Below are 26,416 nucleotides of genomic sequence, written 5' to 3'. Positions count from 1 at the left end.
CGTGATGGAGTTCCACTTCAACGCCGAGCTGGCCACGGCCTACGGTGTGGACGGGGCCATCTTCCTCCACGCCATGGCCTTCTGGGTGGCCAAGAACCAGGCCAACGGCCGCCACTTCCATGAGGGGCGCACCTGGACCTACAACACCCTGGAGGCCCTGACGAAGCTTTTCCCGTTCTGGAGCAAGCGGCAGATCGAGCGCATCACCGGGCGGCTGCGGGAGCAGGGGGCCCTCCTCTCGGGCAATTTCAGTGAGGACAAGACCGACCGCACCCTCTGGTACGCCCTCTCCGACGCCGTCCTGGAGACCTATGGGCTCCGTGCGCCCCCCATTTCACCAAACGGGGAAATGCATTTCACCGAACCGGGACAGCCATTTCCCCATTCGGTGAAATGTAATAAGGAAACAGTTACTGACCAGTTATATTCCCCCCTACCCCCCAAGGGGGAACGGCGGGACAAGCATGACCTGCCTCCGGCGGTTCGTGAGCTGCTGACCGGCTACGCCGGGGAGGACCGGGAGCTGGCCGGGGCCCTGGAGGACCTGATGGAGGTACGCACGGCCAAAAAGGCCGTCAACTCCCCCCGGGCGGTGCGCACCCTGCTGGGCGAGCTGGACCGGCTGTCCGGCCGGCGGCGGGAGGACAAGCTGCTCCTCCTCCGCCAGAGCGTCACCAACAGCTGGAAATCGGTCTTTCCCCTGAAGGGACAGCCACCCCCACCGCGAAAGGAGACGACCTTCGATGTCGAATGAACTGCCGGACGTGAGCCGGTATCTGACCTACGAGCCCCGCTTTCTGGACCCGGCGCTGCCCACCGGCTTCTGGCTGTGCGCCGACGCCGCCGACGTGCTGACCATCCAGATCAACGCCGGTTGCATGGCCGCCGGGGCCTCCTGGGATGACCTGGGCCGGTGCGAGAGCTTCTTCGCCCGGTTCCCCTACGTCCTCCTGGTCTGCCCCGACCCCCAGCGCCGGGAGGCCATGGTGGCCGAGGTCCGGCGGCGGCTCCCCGAGACGGTGCTCCTGGTGGCCAACGACCCGGCCTTCCGGGGCTGCGCCACCGTGCAGCAGCTGCGGGATACCTACGGCCTGGCCGCCGTGGACCACATCCTCCTGGACACCACGGAGCTGCCCGTCTACGGCCTGCTGGACCTGGCCGACGTGAAGCCCCCCGACATGACCGGCATGAAGCGCTGCCTCTCCGGCATCCCCAACCTGGACCGCCGCATCGGCGGCTTCTACGAGGGGGAGCTCTCGGTCTGGACCGGCAAGCGGGGCGAGGGCAAGAGCACCCTACTGGGCCAGCTGCTGCTGGAGGCCGTGGACCAGGGCTTCCCGGTGTGCGCCTACTCCGGCGAGCTGCCCGCCTGGAAGTTCAAATACTGGATCGCCCTCCAGGCGGCGGGCCCGAACTACATCCAGGACCGGAAGGACCCGGTCACCGGCCGGAGCCTCCCGGCGGCCACCCCCTTCGCCCAGCGGGCTATCGACGAGTGGTGGCGGGGCCGCTTTCACATCTACGACATCGGCAACCGCAACACCCACGACGCCGCCGACATCCTGCGCCTGTTCCGCTACGCCAGCCGGAGGTACGGCGCGAAGATCTTCCTGGTGGACAACCTGATGTCCGCCCGGCTCCAGGCCGGCCGGGACCGGGATTTTTACCGGGCCCAGTCCGAGTTCGTCTCCGAGCTGACCGCCTTCGCCAAGAGCGCCGGAGCCCACGTCCACCTGGTGGCCCACCCCCGCAAGACCGAGCGCATCGACGACTCCGACGCGGTGGCGGGCATCGCCGACGTGACCAACCTGGCCGACAACGTCTTTTCCGTGTCCCGGGCCCAGGACCAGGGGGACAAGTATGACACCATGCTGTCCATCCTGAAAAACCGCTTCTTCGGTGAGCGCAGCCGGGCCATCACCCTCAGCTTTGAGCCGCTGAGCAAACGGTTTTACAAGACCGGGACCGGCGACCCCAAAAAGCGCTACGGCTGGGAGCATGTCTACACCCAGATCAAGCTCCCGGACGAGGACGTGTCCCCGGAGGAGGACCCGTTCCCGGACAAATAACACACCCAAACACCACAAAGGAGGTTACATAACCATGAAAACCCTCGCCATCGTGAACCGCAAGGGCGGGGTGGGCAAGACCACCACCGCCGTCAATCTCGCCTACGTCCTGGCCACCGGCTGCCGCCTGCGGGTGCTGCTGGTGGACGCCGACGGCCAGGCCAACGCCACCCAGATCCTGCTCCCTAAGTGTGAATATGCCGGGCTGGGCGCCCTGCTGCGGGGCTACGCCTGCTGCTGGGAGGACCTGGTGGTCCCCACTGACGTGGAGGGCCTGGACGTGTTGCCCGCCTCGGAGGACCTGTGGGCCCTGGACCTGGAGGCCGCCGGCGGGGACCGGGGCCGCTGCTACCGGGCCATCCGGGACATGCGGGAGGCCCTGGAGGAGGACGACGCCTACGACGTGATGGTGCTGGACTGCCCTCCCAACCTGGGCGCCTCCTGCGTGTCCGCCATCCTGGCCAGCGACGGCATCATTATCCCGGTGCTGAGTGACGCCTGCTCCGCCACCGGCGTGGGGGACCTGGTGGACCAGATCGCCAGCCTCCGCTCCCTCCGGCCCGACCTGCGGATCTCCGGCGTGCTGGTCAACCAGTGGCACAGGAGCCCCGTGGTGGAGGACTCGGTGGGCTACCTCCGGGAGGAGGGCCGCGTCCCCGTCTACGACACCGTCATCCGCCGCACCGACAAGGTGCCGGAGAGCTCCTGGGCCCGGATGGCCGTCCAGGCCTGGAGCCCCTTCTGCTCGGCGGCTCGGGATTACCGGGCCTGGGTGGCGGAGCTCACCGCAAAGGAGGGCATCCGGCATGGGAAAGCCTGACCTGGGGCGGCTGATCGCCCAGACCATGGCCCAGCCCGCCGAGGGCAGGACCATCGAGGCCATCACCGGGGACATCCTGGAGGCCAAGCGCACCGGCGGGGAGGCGATTTTGACCATCGGGCGGTGCCTCATCGAGGCCAAGGACCTGCTGCCCCATGGGGAGTGGCTGCCGTGGCTCACTGAACGGGTGGAGTTCTCCCCGCGCACGGCGCAGAACTTTATGCGTCTCGCCAGAGAATGGACAAATACGCAGACGCTTGCGGATTTGGGGGCGTCCAAGGCCCTGTCCCTTCTGGCCCTCCCGCCGGAGGAGCGGGAGCAGTTCATGGAGGAGAACAACGTCATCGACATGTCCGCCCGCCAGCTGGAGGCGGCCATCAAGGAGCGGGACGAGGCGAAACAATCGGCCCAAAAACTCCAGGAGACGCTGCACGACGTACTGGAGGACCGGTCGGACGCCTATCAGCGCCTGGAGCAGCTCACCGAAGAGCTGGACGAGCTGAAAGCCCGGCCGGTGGAGGTGGCCGTGGAGACGGTGGTGGACCAGGAGGCCATCGACAAGGCCAAAGAAGAGACCCGGGCCGAGATGCAGGCCAAACTGGACAAGGCCAGGGAGGCCGCCGCCAAGGCCAGAGACAGACAGAAACAGGCCGAGGCCTCGGTGGAGATCCTGAAACGGTCTCTGGAGGAACGGGAGAAGGCGGAGAAGAAAGCCGAGCTGAGCGCGGACAAGGATCTGGCTCAGTTTGAGGTCCTCTTCCAGCAGGCCCAGGAGAACGCCAACAAAATGCGGGGGATTTTGCTCAAATTCCGCGCCCGGGAGGACCCCGCCGCCGCCCAGGGCGCGGAGAAGGCCCTGAAAGCCCTGGCGGAGGCCATCGGGAGGTGCGTGGAATGACCTGGTACGAGCAGGCCGAGGCCCGTCTGAAAGACGAGTACGGCAAGGTGAAGGGCCAGAAGGAGGGGGTCATGAAGTCCGCCGTCCGGGACGCCCTGCTGGAGTTCTGCCGCCAGAACGAGGAGTTCGCCCAGGCGGTGGCCCAGGGCGGCTCCTTCCCGGACTGCATGACCGCCGTGGCCAAGGGGGTGGGCAGCTCCCTCTCCGATCTTGAGGCCTACCGCCAGGCGGCCGCCTTCTACTTCGACGGGGCCAAGGTCCACTTCACCATGACCATCCAGCTGGAGCCGGCGGAGCCCGAGCCGGAGCGGACCGGCATCCTGCTGGATCTGTCCGACTTCTTCTGAGGGGGGGATCGGCATGAAGTACACGGAGCGGGAGCGGGAGCTCCTGAACGGCTGGCCCACCGTCACCGAGGAAGATTTGACCCGGATGAACGACCTGTTCCCGCACTATCTGTTTTTCCGCAAGGAGGGGGACCTGATGGGCCTGGGCGGGGTGAGGCTGTACGCCTCCTGCTGCGGCCACAAGGAGTACCGGCCCTGTCTGCCCCGGACGGAGACCCCTGAGCACCGGGCACTGCTGGGCCACCTCCGGCACAAGGAGCCGTGGACCTGCCCCTGGTGCGGCCGCGTGGTGACGGTCATCGACCTGGCCAGGGCCCGGGGGCGGAAGTCCCTCCGCTGGACGGAGCTCACCGTGCTGCTCCACGCCCGGGGAGACGCCCTCTATGCCGACGCTCTGGTGCTCCACAAGGACTATGGGGACGAGCAGGCCCTCACCGCCCGGCCCACCGCCTGGTGCTCCAGCGGCTACCGCTTCGCCCCGGGAGAGGTGATGCAGGCCGACTACCAGGTCACCTACCGGGAGCACGAGCCGGTCCTCACTTATGAGCGGGAGCGGCTGGGCCGGCCCAAGCGGGTGACCGAGCCCTTCAAGGACGGCTCCATCTGCTGGTACCACTACGAGCCCTATTCCATCCTCAACCGGGAGGTGCTGGAGGAACACCCCTTCTTTCGCTGGTGCGGCTTCTTCGACCACTGGCAGTACCGCCCCGGCGGGGCCCGGGGCTACGCCGCCCGGTTCGACGACTTCATCTCCTACCTGACCGCCTACGCCATCTACCCCCGGCAGGTGGAGATGCTGGTGAAGTCCGGCCCCTGGGAGCCTCTGAGCGACCTCATCTACGCCCGTAAGCGCAACGCGGCGGCCATGTGCTGGGAGGAGCCGGACCCGCGCAAGTCTTTCGGGCTGAACAAGAGGGAGCTGAGCTGGTTCCTGGCCGTACAGCCGCCCATGGAGGTGCTGGCCCTGCGGAACTATGTACAAAAACACTGGGGCAAGCGCTGGGACCTGCCCTTCTGCGTGTATTTCCGGAACCTGTGGGGCTGCCAGCTGAGCGCCATGGAAGTGCTGCGGTTTTTGAAGCGGTTCCGCCTGGACCCGGAGCGCTTCCTGCGGTATCTGGGCGGGGTGTCCGAGGAGACAGAGGACCACTACGCCACCCTCTTCGAGCTCTACCGGGACTACCTGGAGGCGGCCTGGGCCCTGGGGTACTGCATGGAGCACGGTAAGGTGCTCTGGCCGGAGGACCTCACCGCCGCCCACGACGCCGCCACAGCGGAGCTGGCCCAGAAGCAGGCCGCCGCGCTGCGCCGGGGGGTGGCCGCCGACGCCAGGACCCGGAAGGCCAAGTATGAGTTTGAGCTGGACGGGCTGCGCATCGTCTTTCCCATGACCGCCGCCGCCATCAAGCGGGAGGGCAAGGCCCTGGACCACTGCGTGGGGGGCTATGCGGAGCGGCACATGAAGGGGGTCACCACCATCCTGTTCCTCCGCCGGGTGGAGGCCCCGGCCACGCCGTACATCACCCTGGAGATGAACGGGAACGCCATCCGGCAGATCCACGGCTACCATAACGACACCCTGCCCGGAAGCAAGGACCCCCGGGCGGTACACGGGGCGTTTCTGGATGTCTGGCTCCGCTGGCTGCGGGACGGGAGCAAGCGGGATGAGAGCGGCGCGCCCATTTTGCCCAGGCGCCGGGAGCGCGCCCGGAGCGCGTAAGAGAGGGAGGTTTTCATGAATGTACAGACCTTGTGCTGGAGCTGCGCCAACGCGGTGCCCAGCGCAGACGGGGAGCGGGGCTGCCCCTGGTCCCTGGAAGGGAAGCCCGTGGAGGGCTGGAGCGCCATCCGCCGGGACATCCGGCTCCAGTCCCCGAAGAAGAAGGACAAGGCCCGCAGCGTGGAGAGCTACCTGGTGGTGGCCTGCCCGCTGTACCGGCCGGGATAGGAGGGAAGTACCATGCGCGATGTGCTGATCGTCCGCGCTCCGCAGCTGAAGCGGGAGGGCCTGGAGGAGCTGCGGGACTATGTGGTGGAGAGCCTGCACCAGGGTGTGCTGGTGGTGCCGGAGGGAATGGAGCTGGAGGTGCTCGCCCTTCCCGAGCCGGGAGAGGAGAACGCCGGGCCGGACGCCCCGGAGGAGCCCTCCGCCGTCCCTACCGGCCGGGGCGCCGAGGAGAAGCGGGCTATTCAGGAAAAGCTGAAGGCCTACCGCAGCGCCCATGGGCTGGGGTGCTTCCGCTCGGTGGCCCAGGCGGGGGAGCCGGAGGTCACCGAAACCATGCTCCGCAACATGGCCGCCGGGACGGTGGCCTATCCCCTCAGCGACTGGCGCGCCGCCGGGCGGGCCCTGGATCGGGTGTCCAAGTTGGACACCGGGGAGGTGATGCGGAATGAGCCGTAGGACCAACCAGCGCCGCATCCGCATCCTGGTGACGGCGCAGACCCTGTGGCACCTGGAGGACCTGGCTAAAATCTGCGGCTACCAGGAACTGGGGCGCGTCGTGGATAAGCTGACCCGGGAGAAGATGCTCTCCCTGCGTACCGGGGAGGGGAGACGGGCATGACGGTGGATGTGTATACCATCCTCCGGGTGCTGGCGGAGGGGGGCCACCTTGCGGTGACCTACCCGCCCACCCGGGCGGCCAAGTGTAAGCTGGTCGGCCCCTGGAAGGACCACATTCCTGGGCCATCCTGGACGGCGTCCAAGGCTATGGTGGACAAGCTGGATGCCACCGGCATCCTGGATGAGCCGACCATGAGGATCTTTGAGGACGGCACCAGGATCTATTATTTCCGATTGAGGGGTGGGAGACGATGAAAAACGCCTATGCAAAGAAGCTCCAGGCCGTCATGGACACCAGGCTGGCCCGTCAGCAGATGATTGACATGCAAATGGCCAAGGACGCCGCCCTCATTGCGGCTGCTGAGGTGTTCCATATGGGCCCTGGCCGTACCCCTGCCTATTCGGCGGCCTTCGACCAGGCCATCCACGACATCGCCGCCATGACCGTGGAGGACACCAAAGACATGGAGTACACCAAGACCAAGCTGGACCAGAGGCTCCGGCAGATCTGCGGGGAGCATTTCGTACCCTGGGAGGAGCGGTATGGATAAGAACAAGGCGATTGCCTATTTTGAGAAGGTGATCCGGGACACGGATCAGGTGCTGCCCCACTGCTCAGAGGCCCTGCGGGCCGAGCTCTTGGAGCAGCGGGGGCATTACGAGCTGGCCCTGGAGGCGTTGCGGAAGCCGGAGCTGACCGGGACCCAGGAGGCCCTGCTCCGCATCGCCCAAAAACCGCGGGGATTTTAGGGAGAACAACATGGAACGATTGACTGAAAAACACTATAACGGCGATGGGTACTACATGAAGTGCAGTGAGACCTGTCCCTCCGATTGCAGTGAGATCTGTGATTGCGAGGAGTTGGACAGGATTGTGGACCGCCTGGGTGCCATTGAGGACATCCTGGGCGACGACTACGACCTGGACCGGCTGTCCGTGCTGGTGAACCAGCGCATGACCATGCGGGAGGATGTGGCGGCCAGGATGAAGCTGGTGGGCGGCATCCCTCTGGACCGTCTGCGGGAGCTGGTGGAGGCGTGGAAGGACGGGCCGTGCGCCCTGTGCATGTATCGTCCGCCGTCCAGTACCGACGGAAAGCCCTGTACCATGTGCCCGGCTTCGAGGGGGGAGAACTGACATGGAAGTGAAAGACGCGATCATGGTGCTGGAGCGCCTGAGGCATACGGAGGCAAAGTGGCCCGGCACGGAGGAGACGCTGGAGGCACTGGACATGGCGGTGGTTGCTCTGCGCCTTGCTCCGAGCCCGGAGCAGCTGCGGGGCGTGTGCTGGGTCTGCGGCCACGCCGAGCCTTACGCCAACCGCCCGATGGAGAGTGGGATCGTGACCTGCCCGTATATGCGGGAGCGGGGGATCGCGGCCAGGGGAGGCCGCGGCGGGAAGGACTGTCCGCACTGGACGCTGTGCCAGGAGGAACGCCACGATCCGGGTGACATTACGAAAGGTGGAATGCCCTGCGCGTGGTGCGGTGCTGAGTACACTATCATTGATGATGACTTTGCCCAGCCGGTCCATCCCAATATGGTCAAATTCTGCTGGCACTGCGGCAGGCCTCTGGAAAAGAAAGGGTGAGGTGAGGGGGTGGCCAAGCGACTGAAAACCATCATCGCCGGGCTGCTGGTGGCGGGTGTGTGCTACACCGCGCCCACGGTGCGGGACGGACCGCAGGAGCGGACCTCCAAGGCCCAGATGTCCTCCGCGGCGCAGGAGCGGGTCAACCTGCGCCGCGCCTGGCAGAAGCTGGAGATGATCCTGGCGGCCAACTTCGGCCGCCGGGACCTTCATGTGATCGCCACCTATGACGAGGCCCACCTGCCGCCCAACCGGGCGGAGGCCGTCAAGCGGATGCGGAAATTCATCAAACAGCTCCGGGCCCACCGCCGGGCCCGGGGCCAGCCCACCCGGTATGTCTACGTGACTGAACAGCTCTCCTCGGAGGGCGGGCGGCTCCACCACCACATGGTGCTCAACGGCACCGGCGACGATCTGGAGGTGCTCCGCTCCCTCTGGGTCTGGGGGCAGATCGAGGTGGAGCGCCTGGACCTGTGGCAGGGCTACGAGGCCCTGGCCAAGTACCTCACCAAAGAGCCCAGAGAGGTGGGCCGACCCGAGCCCGGCGCCCGGAGCTGGTCGGCCTCTCTGGGACTCAACAAGCCCAGGACCGAGAGCGAGAGCGTCCCGGACACCGTCACCATCGCCGCGCCGCCCGGGGCCATTATCCTGGACCGGCGGGAAGAGCACAACGAGTGGGGCGACTACCTATATCTAAAGTATCTCATGCCGGATAAAAAGGAGGAGCGAAAAGGAGCGCGACCGCCGCGCAAAAAGCGGACAACCGAACAGCCCTCGCGTCTTGTTCGGACTTGAAACACTCTGTATCATCTGGAAAGCCCCGGAGAAAAGGAGAACAAATGTTGCAACATACCTCAAACTGTGGTAAACTAATCGTACGGGACGGATGGGTCATCTGCCCGGTGTGCGGAAAGGGAAAGCTGCTGCTGACCCGGCCGGACACTGCCGTCCGAAACCTGCCCCGCAAGTGCAAGCGCTGCGGACAGGAAACACTCGTGAATATCGAAGCGCCTGAGCCCGCGTCCATTGTGACCAGCGCCTGAGCCATGACAAGACCCCGTAAGGGGGTGTCGGTGGCTTGGGCGCTTTTTGTTTTGCCCGGAGGTGATAGCCCGTGGCCTTAAAGCCGCTCCGGCCCTGCCGGCACCCGGGGTGTGCCGCCCTAACTCGGGAGGGGTACTGCCCCAAGCACAAGCCGGTCAAGGCGCCCCGCCGGACCTCGGCGGAGTACCACGGCTGGTACAACCTGCGCGTCTGGACCGACGACCTGCGGCCCGCCCAGCTCCTGCGGGAGCCCTGGTGCCGGGAGTGCGCCCGCACCCGGGCCACCGTGGTGGACCACATCACGCCCCACCGGGGGGACTGGCAGCTCTTCATCGACCCGGCCAACCACCAGAGCCTGTGCAAGCACTGACACGACCAAAAGACCGCCCGGGAACAGGCGGAGGAACGGCGGAAACACGCCCGCTCCTGAGCGGCGGGCCGGAGCAGAAGGGGCGGGACGCTTGGGTGCGCGCCCGCGCTCCCGCTGCGCCCGGGCGGGGGCGCGGCAAGCCTGCGGCTTGCGGGAGACCGCCCCGGGCTGGAAATGTTTGGGGGCGAACCGTCCAAGACCGCGCGGCACCCTCCGTGTGAGCTTTTCTCCCCACGGAAAAACCGCGCCCCACACCGGGAGAGGAGGGATGACCATACCCGGACCGAGACAGAGGCTCAGCGTGCTGGAGGGGAACGGCCGCAAGCACCTGAGCAAGGCCGAAAAGGCCCAGCGGGCCGCCCAGGAGGTGGACCTGCCCAAGCCCAAGACCCTGCGCGTGCCCAAGTGGCTGCCCGAAGGGAACCGGAAGGAGTTCCGGGCCCTGGCCAAGGAGCTGCTGGCCGCGGATCTGGGCGCCGCCCAGCTGGACGCCGATACCCTGGGGCGCTACGTGGTGGCCCAGGCCAACTATACCCAGACCCTGGCCATCGTTCACGCGGCGCTGGCGGACCAGGACGGCGACGCCCTCAAGGAGGCCACCAAAGTCCTGGACACCTACTTCAAGCAGGCCCGGGCCTGTGCCAACGACCTGGGGCTCACCATCACCAGCCGCTGCCGCCTGGTGCTGCCGGAGGGGTCCAAGCCAAAGGAGAAAAACGCCTTTGAGCAGATGATGGAGGAGCGGATGCGCCGTGCCTGAACTGCTTCCACTGGGACCGGTGACAGTGTGCGCGCCGGACGACGGCGCGGAGCTGCGCTACTGCCCGGAGGCCGTCCAGGACGTGCTGGACTTCTTCTCCCTCCTGTGCTTCGGGCAGAACGAGTGGGCGGGAAAGCCCTTTGAACTCCTGCCCTGGGAGGAGGAGGCCATCCGGCTCTTCTACGGCGTCCAGGTCCGGGACGAGGACGGGACCTGGGTGCGGTACCGGCGTTTCCTCTACGACGAGATCCCAAAGAAGAACGGCAAGAGCGAGTTCGCCGCCGCGCTGGGGCTCTACCACCTCCTCTTTGACGGGGAGGCCCGGCCCCAGGTGGGGGTCTTTGCCGCTGACAAGAACAACGCCGACATCATCTACCAGTGCGCCAAGTACATGGTGAAGCACACCTGCCTGGGCCAGCCGGAGCACGACCCCGTGGCCTGGGCCCGGGACAGCCGCCGGGAGATCCATACCAAATACGGCGGCGTGCTGAAGGTCTACTCCGCCGACGCCGAGAGCAAGCACGGCTACTCCTTCTCCGCCATCCTCATCGACGAGCTCCACGCCCAGCCCAACCGGAAGCTGTGGGACGTGCTCACCGCCGGCTCCGACGCCGCCCGGCGCCAGCAGGCGGTCATCGTGCTGACCACCGCCGGAGACGACCCGGACCGGAAGAGCATCGGCTGGGAGGTCCATGAGAAGTGCCGGCGCATCCTGGCCTGGCGGCGGGGGGAGCCCGAGCGGGAGCTGGACACCGATGATCCGGCCTGGTGCCCCATCATGTACGGCGTGTCGGTCCTCACCAGAGACGACCCGGAGCGCATCGCGGAGCTGGACATCTGGGACGAGGCCGTCTGGCGGGCGTGCAATCCGGGCCTGGGCCACAACCTGAGCTTGCGGAAATTCCGGGCGGAGGCCCGGGCGGCCCGACAGAGCGAGGCGGCCGAGCGGCTTTTCCGGTGGCTCCGCCTCAATCAGTGGATCGCCACCCACGCGGTGGGCTGGCTCCCCCTGGGGCTCTACGACAAGACACAGCTCAACCGGGAGGAGTGGAAGGCCCTCAACGCCCCCGCACGGCGGCAGGCGGTGCGGGATTTCCTGGCCGGAAAGAAGTGCTTCGGCGGGCTGGACCTGTCCACCACCACCGACCTCACAGCATTGACCCTGCTGTTCCCGCCCCAGGAGGGGCTGGACACCTGGGTGGCCCTGTTCTGGGCCTGGCGGCCGGAGGAGGGCGTGCTGGAGGCCGAGCAGCGGGACCACGTCCCCTACCGGGACTGGGCCCGGGCAGGTTTTCTGGAGCTGTGCCCGGGGGACATGGTGGACTTCACCCAGGTGGAGGATACGGTGGCCGGGTGCGCCGACGTGTTCGACTTGGACACGCTGGGCGTGGACCCCTACCTCTCCCGCACCCTGACCCCCCGCCTCATGGAGCGGGGGGTGGACGTGGTGGAGATCCCCCAGGACATGAAAAACCTGTCCCCCGCCATGAAGGAGCTGGAGCGGCTCATCCGGCTGCACCAGATGCTCCACGAGCACAACACCACCGCCCGCTGGTGCTTCGGAAACGTACGGTGCTACGTGGACGGCAACGAAAATCTGAAGCCCATGAAGAATAAAAGTACCGGGCGCATCGACATGACCGTGGCCTGGATCATCGCCATGGCCACCGCCATGGTCCGTATGCCGGCCGGGCCGGACATCAACGAGCATGTACTGAACGAGGAATGGGGGATCTGATGTGAGAAATGGACTGCGCCGGGTAGGCAGGGCCCTGGCGCTCTATCTGGACGACCTGCTGCTGCTGGCCGGAGGGGTCTGCTTCGTCCGGGCGGCTCTGGACCTGGGCGGGCGTCCTGCCGCCCTGGCCGTGGCCGGGGTGTGCCTGACGGCCTACGCCGTGCTGGTGGCCCGCTCCCGAGGGGGTGGCGGCCGGTGATCCTGAATCAGGCGGTGCGCCCCAGGGCGTCCGTGGAGGAGACCCCCATCCCCTGGGAGGAGCTGACGGGCTGGCTCCGGCAGGTCTTTTCCGGCGGCGAGGAGCTGATGGCTACCCAGACCAACGCCCAGCGCCTCTCCCCGGTGGCGGCCGCCCACCGCATCCTGACCAATTCCTTCGGTCTCATCCCCTTCGGTCTGTACCGGAAGGAGGGGGAGGCCCGGGTGGCGGTGAGCGACGCTGACCTGGACCGGGTGATGAAGGTGCGCCCCAACGACTACATGTCCCCCTTCCTGCTGCGGAAGGTGGTGCTGTCCAACGCCTTCTGGCACGGCTTCGGGGCGGTGTGGAACCGCCGGGACTCCGGCGGCCGGGTGGTGGAGCGCCTGCCCCTGCCCAGCGAGTGCTGCACCCTCCGCCGGGACCGGGACAGCGGGGCGTACTGGTACGACTACAACGTGGACGGGGTGCAGCGGAGTTTTTCCAACTACGAGCTGTCCATCCTGTACTTTGAGACCTACGACGGGCTCCGGGGACGTGGACTGCTGGAGCTGGCCCGGGAGGCCATCGCGGTGGACGCCATGGCCCAGCGGTACGGCAAGAAATTTTACCAGAACGGGGCGCGGCTGTCCGGCATCGTGGAGGTGGGCACCGACGCCAAGCCCGAGACCCGCCGGCGCATCAAGCAGGAGTTCCGCACCTATGCCGCCGACGACGCCTTCGCCGTGGCGGTGCTGGACCACGACATGAAGTTCACCCCTCTGGGCCTGAGCCAGAGCGACGCCCAGTTCATCGAGAGCCGGGGCTTCACCGTGGAGGAGATCAGCCGCTTTACCGGCGTGCCCAAGCACATGCTCCAGACCGGCAAGGAGAGCTACGACTCCAACGCCCAGCAGCGGCTCAACTACGTCACCGACACCCTGCTGCCCTATGTGGTGCAGTGGGAGAGCGAGGACACCTACAAGCTGCCCGCCCCTGCCCAGCGCCAGAGCGGCGTGTACGTCCACGGCAACGTGGAGGCCCTGCTCCGGGCCGACCCCACCACCCGGGCGGACTTCTATGTGAAACTCATCGAGCACTCCGTCCTGTGCCCCGACGACGCCCGGGCCAAGGAGGAGCTCAACCCCATCCCGGGCGGACTGGGGAAGCAGTTCCTGGTGACCAAGAATCTGGGCTCCCTGGAGTCCGTCCTGAGAGGAGAGGATACGAATGGCTGATATCGCGCTGCGGGGGGAGCTGTGGGACAACGACTCCGCCGACGTGCTGCGCTGGTGGGGGTGGCGGGACATCACCGCCCCCATGGACATCGCCGCCGCCCTGGAGGCGGCGGGCGGGGAGGAAGTTACCCTCCTCATCAACTCCCCCGGCGGGGACATGGCCGTGGGCAATGAGATCCGCTCCATGCTCCGGCGCTACCCCGGCCACACCACCGCCCTCTTCCAGGGCTACGGCGCCAGCGCCGCCACCCTGGCCGCCGCCGGCTGTACCACCATCCGGAGCGAACCGGGGGCGCTGCTCTGCTATCACAACCCCAGCGGGGTGGCGGAGGGGGATTTCCGGGACATGCGCCGCTCCGCCGAGGCCCTGCGCAACGCCCGGGACTGCATCCTGGAGGTCTACACCGCCCGGAGCGGCGCAAAGACCCGGGAGGAGCTCATCACCCTCATGGACAAGGACATCTGGATCACCCCCACCCAGGCCAGGGAGTACGGCCTCATCGACGAGATCGTGGGCCTGCCCGGCGGGGAGGAGGACCCGGCGGCCTTCGTGGCGTCGGCCGGGCGGCGCATCCGCCTGACCGCCGCCATGCGGGAGCGGTATCAGGAACACCTCACAGACCGGCGCTCCGGGGAGGAGCGGAACGAGCAGAGCGCACGCGCCCTGGCCAGACTCCGGGCGCTGGCACGATTTTAACGAGCGAAAGGAGACGCACATGGATTTCATGGAGAAGATCACCGAGTTGCGGGCCGAGAAGAGCCGGCTGCTCACCCAGGCCGAGGGCCTGGTGGCGGAGGACAAGTTCCAGGAGGCCGACCAGATCACCGCGCAGATGGAGACCATCAACCAGCAGATCGCCGGCCTGGAGAAGCTGGCCCAGGCCAGCCGGGAGAGCGCCGGGCCGGTCTACGACGGCGCGCTGCACACCCGCCCCGCCCGGGACGAGGGCGAGGGCGGGGAGCGGCCCTTTGCCACGGTGGGCGAGCAGCTGCGCGCCATCTACAACTTCCGCAAGAACCACGTGGAGGACAAGCGCCTGCACCAGGTGAATAACGCCGTCCTGGGCACCAACGGGGGCAGCGGCGCCGACGGCGGCTTCGCCCTCCAGACCGACTTCGCCGGGGCCATCATGGAGAGCGCCGTGGAGCGCAGCCCGCTGCTCAACCGCCTGGACCGCTACACCTGCTCCGCCTCCGCCAACTCCATGCGCTGGATCGCCGCCGACGAGACCGACGTGTCCAAGGCCGTGTTCGGCGGCGTGCAGATGTACTGGGCCGCCGAGGGCGCTGCGGTGAACGCCAGCAGCCCGAAGTTCCGGGAGATGAAGATGGACCTGGAGAAGATGATGGGCTTCCTCTACTGCACCGATGAGATGCTGGAGGACGCCGCCTTCCTCTCCAGCTTCGCCGCCAACTCCTTCACCCTGGCCGGAGACCGGCTGCTCACCGAGGGGGTCATCTGCGGCGACGGCGTGGGCAAGCCCCTGGGCCTGCTCCACTCCAAGGCCCTGGTCACCGTGGCCAAGGAGGACAGCCAGGCCGCCGGCACCTTCCTGGGCGCCAACGCCATCAAGATGCAGGCCCGCTCCATGCCCCGCAACCGGGAGCGCCTGGTGTGGCTGATGCACCCCGACGTGGAGGAGCAGCTGCCCACCCTGTCCATCCAGAGCGGCGAGGCCGCCAAGTTCCTCTGGAACCCCGAGGGCGGCCTGGGCAACTTCGACACCCAGCGGGTCCTCAACAAGCCCGTCCTCTTTGAGGACAGCTGCTCCGCCTTGGGCAGCGCCGGCGATATCCTGCTGGTGGACCCCTACCAGTACATCCTGCTCACCAAGGGCACCGTCAAGCAGGACTGGTCCATCCATGTGGAGTTCCTCACCGACCAGAACTGCTTCCGGGTGGTGTACCGCTGCAACGGCGGCCCCAAGGTGAGCAAGCCCCTGACCATCAAGAACAGCGACAAGACCCGCAGCCCCTTTGTGGCGCTGGCGGCGCGGAAGTAAGGAGGAGACGGCATGAAAAGGATCTTTGAAGAGCTGGCCTGTGCCAATGTGTTCGCCCCCCAGTCCGTGGATGCGTCCACGGACAAGAGCACCTCCTTTGTGGACGCCTCCGGCGTGGGCGAGATCGCGTTTTTCGTGTCCACCGCCGCCCTGGGCGAGGGTAAGACCCTGACGGTCACCCTGATGGGCTCCGAGGAGGAGGGCGGCGGCAGCGCCAAGGCCATCGGTGACGCCGTGGTGTTTACCGACAGCGTGGGCACCCAGCCCCAGCTGGCGGTGGTGAGCTACCGGGTTGACCCCGCCAATCCCCGCTACATCGGCCTGAAATTCCAGCACAATGGCGACGCGGCGGTGGTTTGCTCCGCCCTGGCCGCGGCCGCAGGGCTCTACCGTCCCGCCGCCAACGGCTGGACCCTGGCGGTCTGATGCTGACCGAGACCGAGCGGGCGGCGCTGCTGGCCTACTGCCGCATGGAGGAGCCCAGCGCCGAGGAACTGCTGGTGCTGGAGGGTTTACACTCCGCCGCTGAGGAGTACATGAGCAACGCCGGAGTGGCGAAGCCTGCCGATGGCACCTCCCGGCGGGCGCTCTATGACCTGTGTATTCACTTCATGGTCCTGCGGGACTTCGATCTGAGAGACGCCACCATCACCGGCACCATCGTCAATGACAATCCGGCCTTCCGGCGGATGCTGACCCAATTGAAGCTCACCGAGCCGGCCGGGGAGGAGGAATAGCCATGCCGAAACAGATCGGTGCGGGAGATCTGCGCACCCGCATCACTGTGTTCGACCTGCCCCGGGACGAGACGGGGGAGGTGCTGCGGGACACCGACGGCTACCGGCTCCAGGAGCCGGTGAACGTGTTCGGCCCCGGCGGCGGCCGCTCCTGCAAGTGGGAGGACGCCTGGGGCAGCGAGGTCTACGCCGCCCGCCAGGCCGGCGTCACCGACCCGGCCACCCTCACCCTGCGGTATACCCCGAAAATCACCACCACCTGCACCGTGTTCCGGGGGAGCGATCCCCGGCCCTACGAGGTGATCTCCGTCCGGGACATCGGGGACCGGCACGCCTGGATGGAGGTCAAGGTGCAGCGGAAGGAGGCGGCGAAATGACCCTCAACCAGCGCATCATCGACGCCCTCAGCCCCCTGGGCCTCCCCGTGGTGCCCGACACCGACACGGGGAGCCGGGAGCGGTGCCTGGTGTTCCACTACGACCTGCTGCCCCACCAGTTCGCCGACAACGCCCCGGTGTGGTACCGGGCCCTGGTGCAGGTCCACCTCTTTCTCCCTCTGGGGGAGAACGGCATGCAGCTGTGCCGCCGGGTGGGGGAGGCCCTGGTCCGGGCGGGCTTCACCTGGCCCGAGGTCCTGGACGGGGCCGACGATCAGACCCAACACAAGATTTTTGAGTGCAAAGCGCTCATCGGAAAGGAATGAGGAATATGGCAGGAAAGACCCGTACCAAGGCCGCCGGTTACCACGGCGTCCAGAACATGAAATTCGCCCCCCGGGAGGCCGAGGGGTACGCCACCACCCCTCTGGAGATGAAGTACGCCCAGAGCATCAACCCCTCCGCCCTGCTGGAGGCGGCGGAGCAGTACGCCGACGACCGCCTGGTCTGCCGCATCCCCAACGACACCGGCTACGAGGGCGAGATCGGCACCACCGCCGCCGACCCCGAGATCGAGAAGGCCGCCGGCTTCGCCCTGGAGGGGGCCAACGGCCTCATCACCACCGACATCGTCAGCTATCTGCGGGGCGCGCTGTACTACGAGTACCTGGAGACCGACGAGGACGGCAAGCAGAGCGTGGTGAAGGTCTGGATGTTCAATGTGGAGCTGGGCAAGGGGGCGGCTACCCACACCACCGACAAGAACAGCCTGGAGTTCGGCTCCTACACCTACCCCTTCCGGGCCTACGGCGACCCCCTGAAGGACGCCGAGGGCACCGGCGACTACCTGGACGAGCGGGGTGTGGGCCGCAAGGCCTTCCTCTACACCTGCCGCTACGACGACGTGGGGTATGCCAACTTCGACAAGACCGTCCCCGTGCCCAAGGTGGCGGCGGAGAGCCCCTAAATGGAGCTGGAGCTGAACGGCAGGCGGTATCCGCTGGACACCGCCGCCGTCTCCGCCCTGCGCTACCGCGCCGCCTACGGGGAGAGCGTGGTGGAGGCCCTCCGGCGGCCCATGCCGCCCAGGAAGCGGGAGGGCGTGCTGCTGCGGATGTGCCACCTGATGATCCCCGCGGCTCGCCGCCCGCCCCTTCTGGAGCTGGCGGAGCAGGCCCGGCGGGACGGAGATTTCCCTGCCAAGGGACGGGCGGCCCGGGACGCCCTGCTGGCCGGGGACCGGGCTCTGGAGGGATGGGAGGACGGAGAGCCGGGAGACGGCGCACCCTTCGACGAGTACCGGCTGCTGGCCGCCCTGGTGCTGGCCGGGGTGGACCCGGCCCTCCTGTACGAGCTGCCGCTGCTGCACCTGCTGGGCCTCCTGAAGCGCCTGGCCGCCCTCCGGGACCCGGAGCGCAAGACCTACCGCAGGCTCACCGGCGCGGAAATGGCCCAGCTCTATCCCCGCAGAAGAAAGAAGGAGCGCCATGGCTGACACCATTTCCATGGAGGACTTCGGCCTCTATCTCACCGACCTGTGTGAGAAGGAGGTAATGAACGCGGAGCTGACGCTGGACGAGGTCATCGGAAAGCGGGCTCTGGAGCTGAAGGAGCGCCTGACCAATGTGAAGCTGGAAAAGACCGGCGCGTACCGGAAAGGCTGGCGCATCCGCACCGAGAGGCGCGGCGGCGAGCGGGTCAAGGTGCTCTACAACGCCAACCGGCCGGACCTGACGTACCTTCTGGAGTACGGTACCCACAACCGGGACGGCTCGGTGCGCATGGCGGCCCGGCCCCACATCCGCCCGGCTCTGGAGGCGGAGATCGATCAGATCATGGACGAGCTGCTGGCGCGGCTGTGAGGAGAGGAGCGGACCTATGGCAGTAAGCGCCCGGTATACCAAGGGCATCACCATCGAGATCGGCGGCAACGCCACCAAGCTGAAAACGGCGCTGGATGGGGCCAACCGCTCCATCCGCACCACCCAGTCGGAGCTGGACACCCTGCGCAACAGCCTGAAGCTGGAGTGGGACCCCAGTCAGTTCCAGCGGGCCCAGGAGCTGGCCCGCCGGGCGGTGGAGGAGACCGAGCAAAAGGCCCAGCTGCTGCGCAAGGCCCTGGAGACCCTGGGGGACCCGTCTGGCTTCAGCCAGACCCAGCGGGAGCAGTACGAGGCCCTCCGCCGGGAGCTGAGCTACGCGGAGGTGGCCGCCCGGGGCGCCCGGGAGGAACTGACCAAGGTAAACCGCCTGCAATTCACCCAGCTGGAGGAGCAGGCCAGAGCGGCGACCCAGGCCCTGGAGGATGGGTTGGAGGACGCCGATGCCGCGCTGGACAACACCCGGACCCGCCTGGAGCTGGTGCGGAAGAAGCTGGAGCAGGGCTGGGACACGGAGGACTTTCGCCAAGCCCAGGCACTGGCTGCCCAGGCGGTGGAGGAGACCGAGCGCAAAGCGGAGCTGCTGCGGCAGAAGCTGGCGGCCCTGGAGGAGACAGGAACTGAGCGGACCTGTGCGGCTTACCAGCGCCTGGACCGAGAGCTGGCCGAGACCGAGTCCGCCGCCCGGGACGCGCAGGAGGAACTGACCAAGATAAACCGCCTGCAATTCACCCAGCTGGAGGAGCAGGCCAGAGCGGCGGCCCAGGCCCTGGAGGATGGGTTGGAGGACGCCGACGCCGCGCTGGACAATACGAATACCCGCCTGGAGCTGGTGCAGAAGAAGCTGGAGCAGGGCTGGGACGCCAAGCGGTTCGACCAGGCGCAGGAGCTGGCCCAAAGGGCCATCAGCCAGACGGAGGCCAAGGCGGAGCTGCTGCGGCAGAAGCTGGCGGCTCTGGAGGAGGCGGGGACGGAACAGACCTCCGCCGAGTACCAGCGCCTGGAGAAGCAGCTGCTGGAGACGGAGCAGGCCGCCGAACAGGCCCGTGAGAGGCTCCAGAGCATCAACCAGCTCCAGCTGGACCATCTGAACCAGGGACTTGCGGAGGCGGCCCGGCGCCTGACCGGCGCGGGGACCGCTCTCACCGCCGGCGTGACCGCCCCCCTGACCGCCGCCGGCGTGGCAGCGGTCCGGTTCTCCAGCGACACCCAGGAGGCTATCAACAAGGTGGAGGTGGCCTTCGGCAGCGCGGCCGACCGGGTGAAGGACTGGTCGGACACCACCCTCACCTCCTACGGCCTGGCCCGGGGCACCGCTCTGGACCTGGCCGCCCTGTTCGGAGACCTGGCTACCAGCATGGGCTTTTCCCAGGACGCCGCCGCTGACATGGCCATGCAGCTGGTGGCCCTGGCCGGAGACCTGGCGTCCTTCAAGAACGTGGGCGTGGACCAGGCCATGAACGCCCTCAAGGGCATCTTCACCGGCGAGACGGAATCCCTCAAGGAGCTGGGCGTGGTGATGACCCAGGCCAACGTGGAGGCCTGGGCCCTGGAGCAGGGCATCGAGGCCAGCTACGACGCCATGACCCAGGCCGAAAAGGTGGCCCTCCAGTACCAGTACGTCCTGGCCATGACGGCCAACGCCCAGGGCGACTTCGCACGTACCGGCGACAGCACCGCCAACCAGCTGCGCATCCTCCAGGAGTCGGCCAAGGAGCTGGCCGCCTCCTTCGGCGGGGAGCTGCTGGAGGTGGTCACGCCGGTGGTGGAGGGGCTCAACGGCCTGGTGCAGAGCTTCGCCGACCTGGACGAGGGCAGTAAGCGCACGGCGGTGCAGGTGGCCCTCTTCGCCGCGGCGCTGGGGCCCGCCCTCACCCTTACCGGAGGGCTCAACCAGGCGGTGTCCGCCGGCGTGGGGGTCTATCAGACCCTCCGCACCTCCCTCACCGCCGCCACCGCCGCCCAGGCGGGGCTGAACGCCGCCATGAGCGCCAACCCGGTGGGCGCGGTGGTCACTGCGGTGAGCACCCTGGCGGCGGTGCTGGGGGCCGCGGCCGTCTCCGCCGCCCTCACCAGATCGGCCTGGCAGGACACGGTGGAGCAGCTCCGCCAGGCCGAACAGGCCGCCCTGGACGACGCGGCGGCCAAGAAGGCCCAGCTGGACGCCCTGCGGGAGCTGCTGCCCGAGCTGGAGGCCCTCAACAGCCAGTCCGCCCGCACCGGCGAGGAGCAGAGCCGCCTCAACGGCCTGGTGGCGGTGGCCAACGAGCTCTACCCCGGCCTCATCGGCCAGGTGGACGCCCTCACCGGGGCATATGACATCAACACCCAGGCCATCGAGCGCACCATCGACGCCATGGAGCGGCAGTATGAGCTGGAGGCCTACCAGGACATCCTGGCGGAAAAATATCAGGCTATCGCCCAGCTCAAGGTGGAACTCGCCCAGGCAGAGCAGGACCTGGCCGAGGCGGTGCGGGAGTCCGAGGCGGCCCAGCAGGCCATGAACGACACCACCGACGACGGCTCCTTCGAGGCCCTGACCCAGAACTACCTCAACGCCCGCTCCGCCGCCCAGGCCCAGGCCGACACCGTGGAGGCCCTGAAGGGGCGCATCACCGGCCTGGAGGGGGAGGCCCGGGAGCTTCTCTCCACCACCGCCGGGCTCACCGGGACCCTGGAGGAACAGACCGGGGCCCTGACGGCGAGCGGCGCCGCCGCCGGGGAGGCCTCCGCCAGGCTGGCCGAACTGAATGGGGTGCTGGAGCGCACCCAGGGGGCCTGTGAGCTGCTGGCCCAGGCCCAGCGGGAGCAGAGCGAGGCGGGCTACCTGGAGCTGGACACCGTCGCCAAGCTCCTGGCGGAGTACCCGCAGCTGGCCCCCTACCTGGTGGAGGCGGCGGACGGCTACCAGCTGGCCGACGGGGCGTTGCAGGACTACATCGCCACCCAGCGCGCCGCCTACGAGGTGGCCCTCAACGACGCCCAGCGGGCCGCCGACGCCATCGTCTCCGCCGAGGCCGACAAGATCAACGCCCTCAACCAGACCACCGCCTCGGCCCAGGCCCAGCTCACGGCCCTGGCCAACCTCTACCAGAGCATGGGCGCCAACGCCGAGAACGCCGCCGAAGGGGCGAGCTATTACACCAAGGCCAACGAGTACCGCGCCGCTGCCCAGGAGCTGGAGGAAGCAGCCAAGTCCCTGGCCACCTTCGACCGGGTGAGCGCCAGTTACTTCCGCTCCGCCTCCACGTCCTCCGGGAAGAAGAGCACCACCACCTCCTCCCGGGGCGGCTCCTCGTCCTCCACCGCCGCCAAGGAAAAGACCCCGGCGGAGTTGGAGCTGGAGGCCTACCGGGCGGCGGTGGAGGAGCTGGACCACCAGCGGGCCATGGACCTCATCCGCGAGGAGACCTATTACCAGCGCAAGGCCGCCCTGGGAGAGCAGTACCTGAAGAACAACCGGGACGAGCGCTGGAAGCTGGACGAGGAGCTCTACACCTGGCAGTCGGGGGCCTACGAGCGGGACCTCCAGGCCCTCCGGGAGGCCCTGGACGCCGAGGAGATCACCTGGGAGGAGTACCTGAAGGGGCTCGCCCAGGCCCGGACGGATCACCTGACCGAGGGGGGAGAGGCCTGGCAGGACGCCCTGCGCACCGAGGCGGAGGAGGAGCAGGCCCTCCGGGAGGAGGCCTATCAGGAGCAGCTGGAGGATCTTCAGTATTTCCTGGACCTGGACCTCATCAGCGAGGCCGAGTTCCACACCCGCAAGGCCGCCCTCCGGGACCAGTACCTGGCCGAAAACTCCAAGGCCTGGAAGGACGCCACGGTGGAGCTCTACCAGTGGCAGAAGGAGCAGCGGGAGCAGCAGCTCAAGGAGCTGGAGGAACAGCTCCAGGAGCGCCTGGATGCCGCCAAGGAGGCCTACGAGGCCCAGACCCAGGCCCTGGAGGACCAGCTCAAGGAAGAGAAAGAGCTCCTGAAAGAGCACTACGACGACGCCAAGGCCCAGGCCAAGGAGGCCTACGAGGCGGAGAAGCAGGCGGCCAAGGAGGCCTATGACGCCCGCGTGGCCCAGATCCAGGCCCAGCTGGAGGCGGAGGAGGAGCGGCTCAATGCCGTGCTGGAGGGCATCGACGCCGAGATCCAGGCCCGCCGGGAGCTGCGGGAGGATGAGGAGCAGGACGACGCCATCGCCGCCGCCCGCAAGCGCCTGGAGGCCGCTCAGGCCCAGCTGGCCTACGCCCGGGACGAGGAGCAGCGCCTGGAGTGGGAGAAGGAGGTGCAGCGCCTCCAGGAGGCCCTGGACCAGGCCATCCAGGACAAGGAGGACACCGCCTTTTACCGGGAGAAGGAGGAGGAAAAGGAGGCCGTCCAGGACCAGCTGGAGGAGGTACGGGAGGAGGCCAGCGCTGCCAAGGACGCCGCCAAAGCCGAGTATGACGCCGCCCTGGAGCGCCTGGAGAGCGCCTACGACGCCCGGTTGGAGGGGCTGGAGGAGGAGTACCAGTCCGCCCTTGCCCAGCTGGAGGAGGACTACCAACGCCGCCTGGCCGAGGCCGAGGAGGACTACGACCGCCGGGTGGAGGCCCTCCGGGACCGCTATGAGAACGGCGGAACCGCCCAGAGCGGCGGAGGGACCGCCGCCCCCGCCGTGGACCTGGACAAGCTGGGCACGGTGCTGGGGGCGGTGGCCTCGGGCCTGGCCGCCGTGGGAAACACCATCACCCAGACCATCACCAACCACCGCAGCGCCAATCTGACGTACCAGGTCACCGGCGGCATGACCGAGGGCCAGGTGGCGCGCACGGTCCGCAAGACGTTGGAGGAGCTGGACCGATGAAGGAGGAGATCAGTCATGCGCTCGGTATCCTGGCGCTCGGACAGCGGGCGGATCTGTACCTTTGAGGGGGGCGGGCCCTTTGAGCGGCCCGGCCCCTGGTACTTCCGCAGCCTGACCAGCGACCTCTCGGCCACGGCGGAGACCGCCAAGGCCCCCCGGCAGGACGGCGTGACCACCTTTCACACCGCCCTGGACGCCCCTACCCTCAACCTGACCGGCTCCATGCTGGTCTACGGCAGCCGCCGGGAGAGCGCCCGGGCCGCCTATGATCGGCAGCGAACCTGGCTGGCCCAGACCTTCGCCCCCAACCGCTGGGGCACCCTCACCTACTACCGGGAGGACGGCGCGGTGCAGATCCGCTGCCGCCCTCTGGCCACCCCCACCATCAGCGCCCCGGTGGGCACCTTCTCCACCATCGATCTTTCCTTCACCGCCGACTCCCCCTACTGGGAGAGCGCGGAGGAGTCCGTGGCCGCCGTGGGCGTCATCGGCAAGGTCTGGCGCTTCCCGTGGGCCCCCGTTTCCGCCCCCATGGGTACCTTCAGCCCCTACGCCGCCATCGAAAACCCCACCGACGTGGACATCTATCCCACGGTGGAGGTGTTCACCACCGGGCAGTATGTGACGGTGTCCAAGTTGGACACCGGAGAGCAGGTGACCATCCAGCACCCCATCGCCCCGGGCCAGAAGCTCACCATCGACATGGCCGACGTGACCGCCTGGCTCTGGGAGCAGGACGAGGCGGGGGATTACCAGCGGGGGGAGGACGTGTCCCACTGGATGAGCCTGGACTCCACCCCCTGGGCCCTGACCCCGGGGGAAAACCGCCTGGCGGTGAAGAATGAGGTCCCCGAGGACACCCCCGTGGCGTACATCCGCTGGCGGGTGCCGAGCTTGGGGATTTAAGAATAAGAAGCGCGGAGGCGAGCGGAGCCGCGCGGATGGACCGGAGCGAGGGCGAGGGGAGGGCCGCAAGGCCCGGACGCCAGCCCGAGACGGAGGGAAGCCGCGGGCCGCGCAGCCGCCGGAGCGTGACAAGAAAGGAGAGAGCGAAATGCCGGTGGAGATCCGCATCTTTGATCCCCCCGAGGAGCAGGCCCCCACCTTCCGCTCTGTGGGGCGCTGCACCGCCGCCACCGAGCTCACCCTGGTGGAGCGGCACTGGACGCCGGGGTACTTCACCCTGACTGTACCGGACCAGGCCCGCCACGCCCCCGAACTGGTCCCCGGGCGTCTGGTGCTGGTGGACGGGGCCTTCTGGGGGATCATCGACGACCTCACCCTGGCCCACGACTCCGGCGGCGAGATGCGCACCCTCCGGGGACGCCAGCTCAAGGGCCTCACCCAGGACCGCATCACCATCCCGCCCGGCGCCACGGCGGTGACCGGTGCCCAGGGCTACGACCCGGTGAACGGCTCCACCGAGACCTGCATGAAGCACTATGTCTCGGCCAATCTGGCGTCCCCAACCTTACCGGCCCGGCGGCTGTGGGGGCTGGAGGTGGCGGAGGACCTGGGCCGGGGCGTGGCGGAGGACAAGTACATGAGCCGCCACGAGATCCTCTCCGATGTGCTGGCCGCGCTGGGGGAGGCCTCCGGGCTGGGCTACGACATCACCCCGGACCTCACCCGCCACACCTTCCGGTTTGATGTGGTGGAGGGGGAGGACCACACCGCCCTCCAGAGCGACCGCACCCGGGTCATCTTCGACCTGGACCGCCGCACCGCCCAGGCCCAGACCTATGAGGAGGCCGGCTCCGACGCCCGCAACCTCTTCTACACCACCCTGGCCGGGTCGGAGTTTGCCGATGAGGCCCTCACCGTCTCCTATGTCCGGGACGGGGAGGAGGAGCCGGTGGGCATCCGGCGGCGGGAGACCCACCTGTCCCTCTCGGTGGACGCGCCGGAGCCCGGCAGCGAGTATGACGAGCTGCGCCGTCTGGCCCTCATCCAGGCCGAGCAGTACCGCACCGCCCAGTCCTTCACCTGCGAGATCCTGGACGGGCGGTACGTCTACCGCCGGGACTACCGGGTGGGGGACCTGGTGACCTGCCGGAACCGCGGCTGGGGCGTGGAGACCCACCCCCGCCTGACCGAGATGCAGACCGTCTGGAGCGCCTCCGGCGTGCGGCACACCGCCACCTTCGGCGCCGCGCCCCTGAGCGTGTTCGCCCGGCTGCGCCGGGAGATGAGAGCGAGGTAACCATGAAAAGCTATTTTTTTAACGCTATCCGCACCAGCGACACCACCACCTACCCCAGCGGCTACGACCGGGAGTACGACGCCGACGACCACGCCGCCTTTTTCGCCCCCTTTTTCTCCGAAAAGGGGGTCATGGCAGGGAGCGACGCCGACGCCTGCCGGGTCACCGTCCGGGAGGGAAAGACCCTCCAGTTCCACCCTGGCGCGGTGTATATCCGGGGCCGGGCGGCCATTCTGGACGGCACCGAGACCCTGGAGGTCCAACGGGAGGGCACGGTGGTCTGCCGGATGGACAAGTCCCTGGAGGTGCGCGCCTTCCAGCTGCTGGTGGTGGAGGAGCTCCAGGACACCGAGGACGTGTGCGACCTGGCCCTGGCCGATGTGCGCCTGGAGGCGGTCTCCGGTGGCTATCAGGCGGCGGTCACCGACCGGCGCACCTTCCTGGCCCACATGGGCCAGCCCGCCTATTACCCGCCGGACAGCGAGAGCCTGCCCTATGTGCTCTGGCTCTACACCCTGGGCTTCCCCATGGACGAGGAACAGCGGCGCATGGTGGAGGAGAACCCCAGCCTGATGGCCGTGTTCCACGCCAGCCTGGGCGCGTCCCGGGCCGCCTCGGTGGCCTTCACGGCGTCGGAGTGGCAGGGTGGCAAGCTGACCATCCCCCAGGAGCGGCACGGCCGGCGCTCGGCGGCCTTCGGCTACCAGCTGCGCCACAAGGTGGAGGGGACGCTGGTCACCAACACCTGGGCGGTGC

34 protein-coding genes are annotated in these 26,416 nt (G+C 68.0%); all 34 read left to right on the top strand.

The features are described 5' to 3' along the window. Position 1: 1 nt before the first annotated feature. The gene (locus B5G43_RS12650; RefSeq protein WP_143382871.1) at positions 2-754 is read left to right on the top strand and encodes a hypothetical protein; all 753 of its coding nucleotides are present in this window, start codon (positions 2-4) and stop codon (positions 752-754) included. Continuing rightward, on the top strand, positions 744-2,069 hold the full coding sequence (locus B5G43_RS12645; RefSeq protein ID WP_087261948.1) for an AAA family ATPase: 1,326 nt from the start codon (positions 744-746) through the stop codon (positions 2,067-2,069). The genes B5G43_RS12650 and B5G43_RS12645 overlap by 11 nt, the downstream gene beginning before the upstream one ends. A gap of 34 nt (positions 2,070-2,103) precedes the next feature. Then, positions 2,104-2,889: a ParA family protein gene (locus tag B5G43_RS12640; protein ID WP_087261946.1), complete on the top strand. Its 786-nt coding sequence runs from the start codon at positions 2,104-2,106 to the stop codon at positions 2,887-2,889. Continuing rightward, positions 2,876-3,787: a DUF3102 domain-containing protein gene (locus tag B5G43_RS12635; protein WP_087261945.1), complete on the top strand. Its 912-nt coding sequence runs from the start codon at positions 2,876-2,878 to the stop codon at positions 3,785-3,787. The genes B5G43_RS12640 and B5G43_RS12635 overlap by 14 nt, the downstream gene beginning before the upstream one ends. Next, complete coding sequence (locus tag B5G43_RS12630) at positions 3,784-4,134, top strand: hypothetical protein (protein ID WP_087261943.1); 351 nt, start codon at positions 3,784-3,786, stop codon at positions 4,132-4,134. The genes B5G43_RS12635 and B5G43_RS12630 overlap by 4 nt, the downstream gene beginning before the upstream one ends. A gap of 13 nt (positions 4,135-4,147) precedes the next feature. Beyond that, entirely contained in the window at positions 4,148-5,854 is a 1,707-nt protein-coding gene (locus tag B5G43_RS12625) for a PcfJ domain-containing protein (RefSeq protein ID WP_087261941.1), read from the top strand. Between the two features lie 15 nt (positions 5,855-5,869). Then, on the top strand, positions 5,870-6,082 hold the full coding sequence (locus B5G43_RS12620) for a hypothetical protein (protein ID WP_087261939.1): 213 nt from the start codon (positions 5,870-5,872) through the stop codon (positions 6,080-6,082). 12 nt (positions 6,083-6,094) lie between these two features. Continuing rightward, positions 6,095-6,538 carry a hypothetical protein gene (locus B5G43_RS12615; RefSeq protein ID WP_087261937.1) on the top strand — a complete coding sequence of 148 codons (444 nt, stop codon included), beginning with the start codon at positions 6,095-6,097 and terminating at the stop codon, positions 6,536-6,538. Beyond that, positions 6,528-6,701: a hypothetical protein gene (locus B5G43_RS17515; protein WP_164488741.1), complete on the top strand. Its 174-nt coding sequence runs from the start codon at positions 6,528-6,530 to the stop codon at positions 6,699-6,701. Before B5G43_RS12615 ends, B5G43_RS17515 begins: the two co-directional genes overlap by 11 nt. Next, on the top strand, positions 6,698-6,955 hold the full coding sequence (locus tag B5G43_RS12610; protein ID WP_087261935.1) for a hypothetical protein: 258 nt from the start codon (positions 6,698-6,700) through the stop codon (positions 6,953-6,955). The genes B5G43_RS17515 and B5G43_RS12610 overlap by 4 nt, the downstream gene beginning before the upstream one ends. Beyond that, positions 6,952-7,251, top strand: a complete 300-nt coding sequence (locus tag B5G43_RS12605) for a hypothetical protein (protein WP_087261933.1) — start codon at positions 6,952-6,954, stop codon at positions 7,249-7,251. Before B5G43_RS12610 ends, B5G43_RS12605 begins: the two co-directional genes overlap by 4 nt. Further along, positions 7,244-7,450: a hypothetical protein gene (locus B5G43_RS12600; RefSeq protein WP_087261931.1), complete on the top strand. Its 207-nt coding sequence runs from the start codon at positions 7,244-7,246 to the stop codon at positions 7,448-7,450. The genes B5G43_RS12605 and B5G43_RS12600 overlap by 8 nt, the downstream gene beginning before the upstream one ends. 10 nt (positions 7,451-7,460) lie before the next feature. Continuing rightward, positions 7,461-7,838 (top strand): hypothetical protein, encoded by a 378-nt coding sequence (locus B5G43_RS12595; RefSeq protein ID WP_143382870.1) that lies wholly within the window; start codon positions 7,461-7,463, stop codon positions 7,836-7,838. 1 nt (position 7,839) lies between these two features. After that, positions 7,840-8,292 (top strand): hypothetical protein, encoded by a 453-nt coding sequence (locus B5G43_RS12590; RefSeq protein ID WP_087261927.1) that lies wholly within the window; start codon positions 7,840-7,842, stop codon positions 8,290-8,292. A gap of 9 nt (positions 8,293-8,301) precedes the next feature. Then, a complete protein-coding gene (locus tag B5G43_RS12585) occupies positions 8,302-9,087 on the top strand; it encodes a hypothetical protein (RefSeq protein ID WP_087261925.1) in 786 nt (261 codons plus the stop codon). Positions 9,088-9,134: 47 nt separating this feature from the next. Next, positions 9,135-9,335, top strand: a complete 201-nt coding sequence (locus B5G43_RS12580; RefSeq protein WP_242960569.1) for a cysteine-rich KTR domain-containing protein — start codon at positions 9,135-9,137, stop codon at positions 9,333-9,335. Between the two features lie 71 nt (positions 9,336-9,406). Continuing rightward, positions 9,407-9,706, top strand: coding sequence for an HNH endonuclease (locus B5G43_RS12575; protein WP_087261921.1), 300 nt, complete (start codon positions 9,407-9,409; stop codon positions 9,704-9,706). 268 nt (positions 9,707-9,974) lie between these two features. After that, complete coding sequence (locus tag B5G43_RS12570; protein ID WP_087261919.1) at positions 9,975-10,466, top strand: phage terminase small subunit P27 family; 492 nt, start codon at positions 9,975-9,977, stop codon at positions 10,464-10,466. Next, positions 10,459-12,204, top strand: coding sequence for a terminase TerL endonuclease subunit (locus tag B5G43_RS12565; RefSeq protein ID WP_087261917.1), 1,746 nt, complete (start codon positions 10,459-10,461; stop codon positions 12,202-12,204). Before B5G43_RS12570 ends, B5G43_RS12565 begins: the two co-directional genes overlap by 8 nt. 1 nt (position 12,205) lies before the next feature. Beyond that, positions 12,206-12,403 (top strand): hypothetical protein, encoded by a 198-nt coding sequence (locus B5G43_RS12560; RefSeq protein WP_087261915.1) that lies wholly within the window; start codon positions 12,206-12,208, stop codon positions 12,401-12,403. Beyond that, positions 12,400-13,620, top strand: coding sequence for a phage portal protein (locus tag B5G43_RS12555; protein ID WP_087261913.1), 1,221 nt, complete (start codon positions 12,400-12,402; stop codon positions 13,618-13,620). The genes B5G43_RS12560 and B5G43_RS12555 overlap by 4 nt, the downstream gene beginning before the upstream one ends. Continuing rightward, positions 13,613-14,317, top strand: a complete 705-nt coding sequence (locus B5G43_RS12550) for a Clp protease ClpP (protein WP_087261910.1) — start codon at positions 13,613-13,615, stop codon at positions 14,315-14,317. The genes B5G43_RS12555 and B5G43_RS12550 overlap by 8 nt, the downstream gene beginning before the upstream one ends. 19 nt (positions 14,318-14,336) lie before the next feature. After that, positions 14,337-15,623, top strand: a complete 1,287-nt coding sequence (locus B5G43_RS12545; RefSeq protein WP_087261908.1) for a phage major capsid protein — start codon at positions 14,337-14,339, stop codon at positions 15,621-15,623. A 12-nt stretch (positions 15,624-15,635) separates the two neighbouring features. Next, a complete protein-coding gene (locus tag B5G43_RS12540) occupies positions 15,636-16,049 on the top strand; it encodes a hypothetical protein (RefSeq protein WP_087261906.1) in 414 nt (137 codons plus the stop codon). Further along, on the top strand, positions 16,049-16,360 hold the full coding sequence (locus B5G43_RS12535; RefSeq protein ID WP_242960566.1) for a head-tail connector protein: 312 nt from the start codon (positions 16,049-16,051) through the stop codon (positions 16,358-16,360). Before B5G43_RS12540 ends, B5G43_RS12535 begins: the two co-directional genes overlap by 1 nt. 2 nt (positions 16,361-16,362) lie before the next feature. After that, positions 16,363-16,737 carry a head-tail adaptor protein gene (locus tag B5G43_RS12530; RefSeq protein ID WP_087261905.1) on the top strand — a complete coding sequence of 125 codons (375 nt, stop codon included), beginning with the start codon at positions 16,363-16,365 and terminating at the stop codon, positions 16,735-16,737. Continuing rightward, positions 16,734-17,063: a hypothetical protein gene (locus B5G43_RS12525; RefSeq protein ID WP_087261903.1), complete on the top strand. Its 330-nt coding sequence runs from the start codon at positions 16,734-16,736 to the stop codon at positions 17,061-17,063. Before B5G43_RS12530 ends, B5G43_RS12525 begins: the two co-directional genes overlap by 4 nt. 5 nt (positions 17,064-17,068) lie before the next feature. Beyond that, positions 17,069-17,704: a hypothetical protein gene (locus B5G43_RS12520; protein ID WP_087261901.1), complete on the top strand. Its 636-nt coding sequence runs from the start codon at positions 17,069-17,071 to the stop codon at positions 17,702-17,704. After that, on the top strand, positions 17,705-18,232 hold the full coding sequence (locus tag B5G43_RS12515) for a hypothetical protein (protein WP_087261899.1): 528 nt from the start codon (positions 17,705-17,707) through the stop codon (positions 18,230-18,232). Continuing rightward, the gene (locus tag B5G43_RS12510) at positions 18,225-18,599 is read left to right on the top strand and encodes a hypothetical protein (RefSeq protein ID WP_087261897.1); all 375 of its coding nucleotides are present in this window, start codon (positions 18,225-18,227) and stop codon (positions 18,597-18,599) included. Before B5G43_RS12515 ends, B5G43_RS12510 begins: the two co-directional genes overlap by 8 nt. Before the next feature lie 16 nt (positions 18,600-18,615). Then, positions 18,616-23,457, top strand: a complete 4,842-nt coding sequence (locus B5G43_RS17380) for a hypothetical protein (RefSeq protein ID WP_158097429.1) — start codon at positions 18,616-18,618, stop codon at positions 23,455-23,457. Between the two features lie 15 nt (positions 23,458-23,472). Then, positions 23,473-24,363: a phage tail domain-containing protein gene (locus B5G43_RS12500; protein ID WP_087261895.1), complete on the top strand. Its 891-nt coding sequence runs from the start codon at positions 23,473-23,475 to the stop codon at positions 24,361-24,363. Between the two features lie 148 nt (positions 24,364-24,511). Further along, entirely contained in the window at positions 24,512-25,660 is a 1,149-nt protein-coding gene (locus tag B5G43_RS12495) for a siphovirus ReqiPepy6 Gp37-like family protein (RefSeq protein WP_158097428.1), read from the top strand. A 2-nt stretch (positions 25,661-25,662) separates the two neighbouring features. Further along, a partial coding sequence (locus tag B5G43_RS12490; protein WP_143382869.1) for a hypothetical protein occupies positions 25,663-26,416 on the top strand: 754 nt, incomplete at its 3' end.

This window comes from Flavonifractor sp. An92, from assembly GCF_002159175.1.
Taxonomy (GTDB): Bacteria; Bacillota; Clostridia; order Oscillospirales; family Oscillospiraceae; genus Pseudoflavonifractor_A.
The sequence above is the reverse complement of the archived record's forward strand: the minus strand, read 5'-3'. Positions and strand labels throughout refer to the sequence as shown.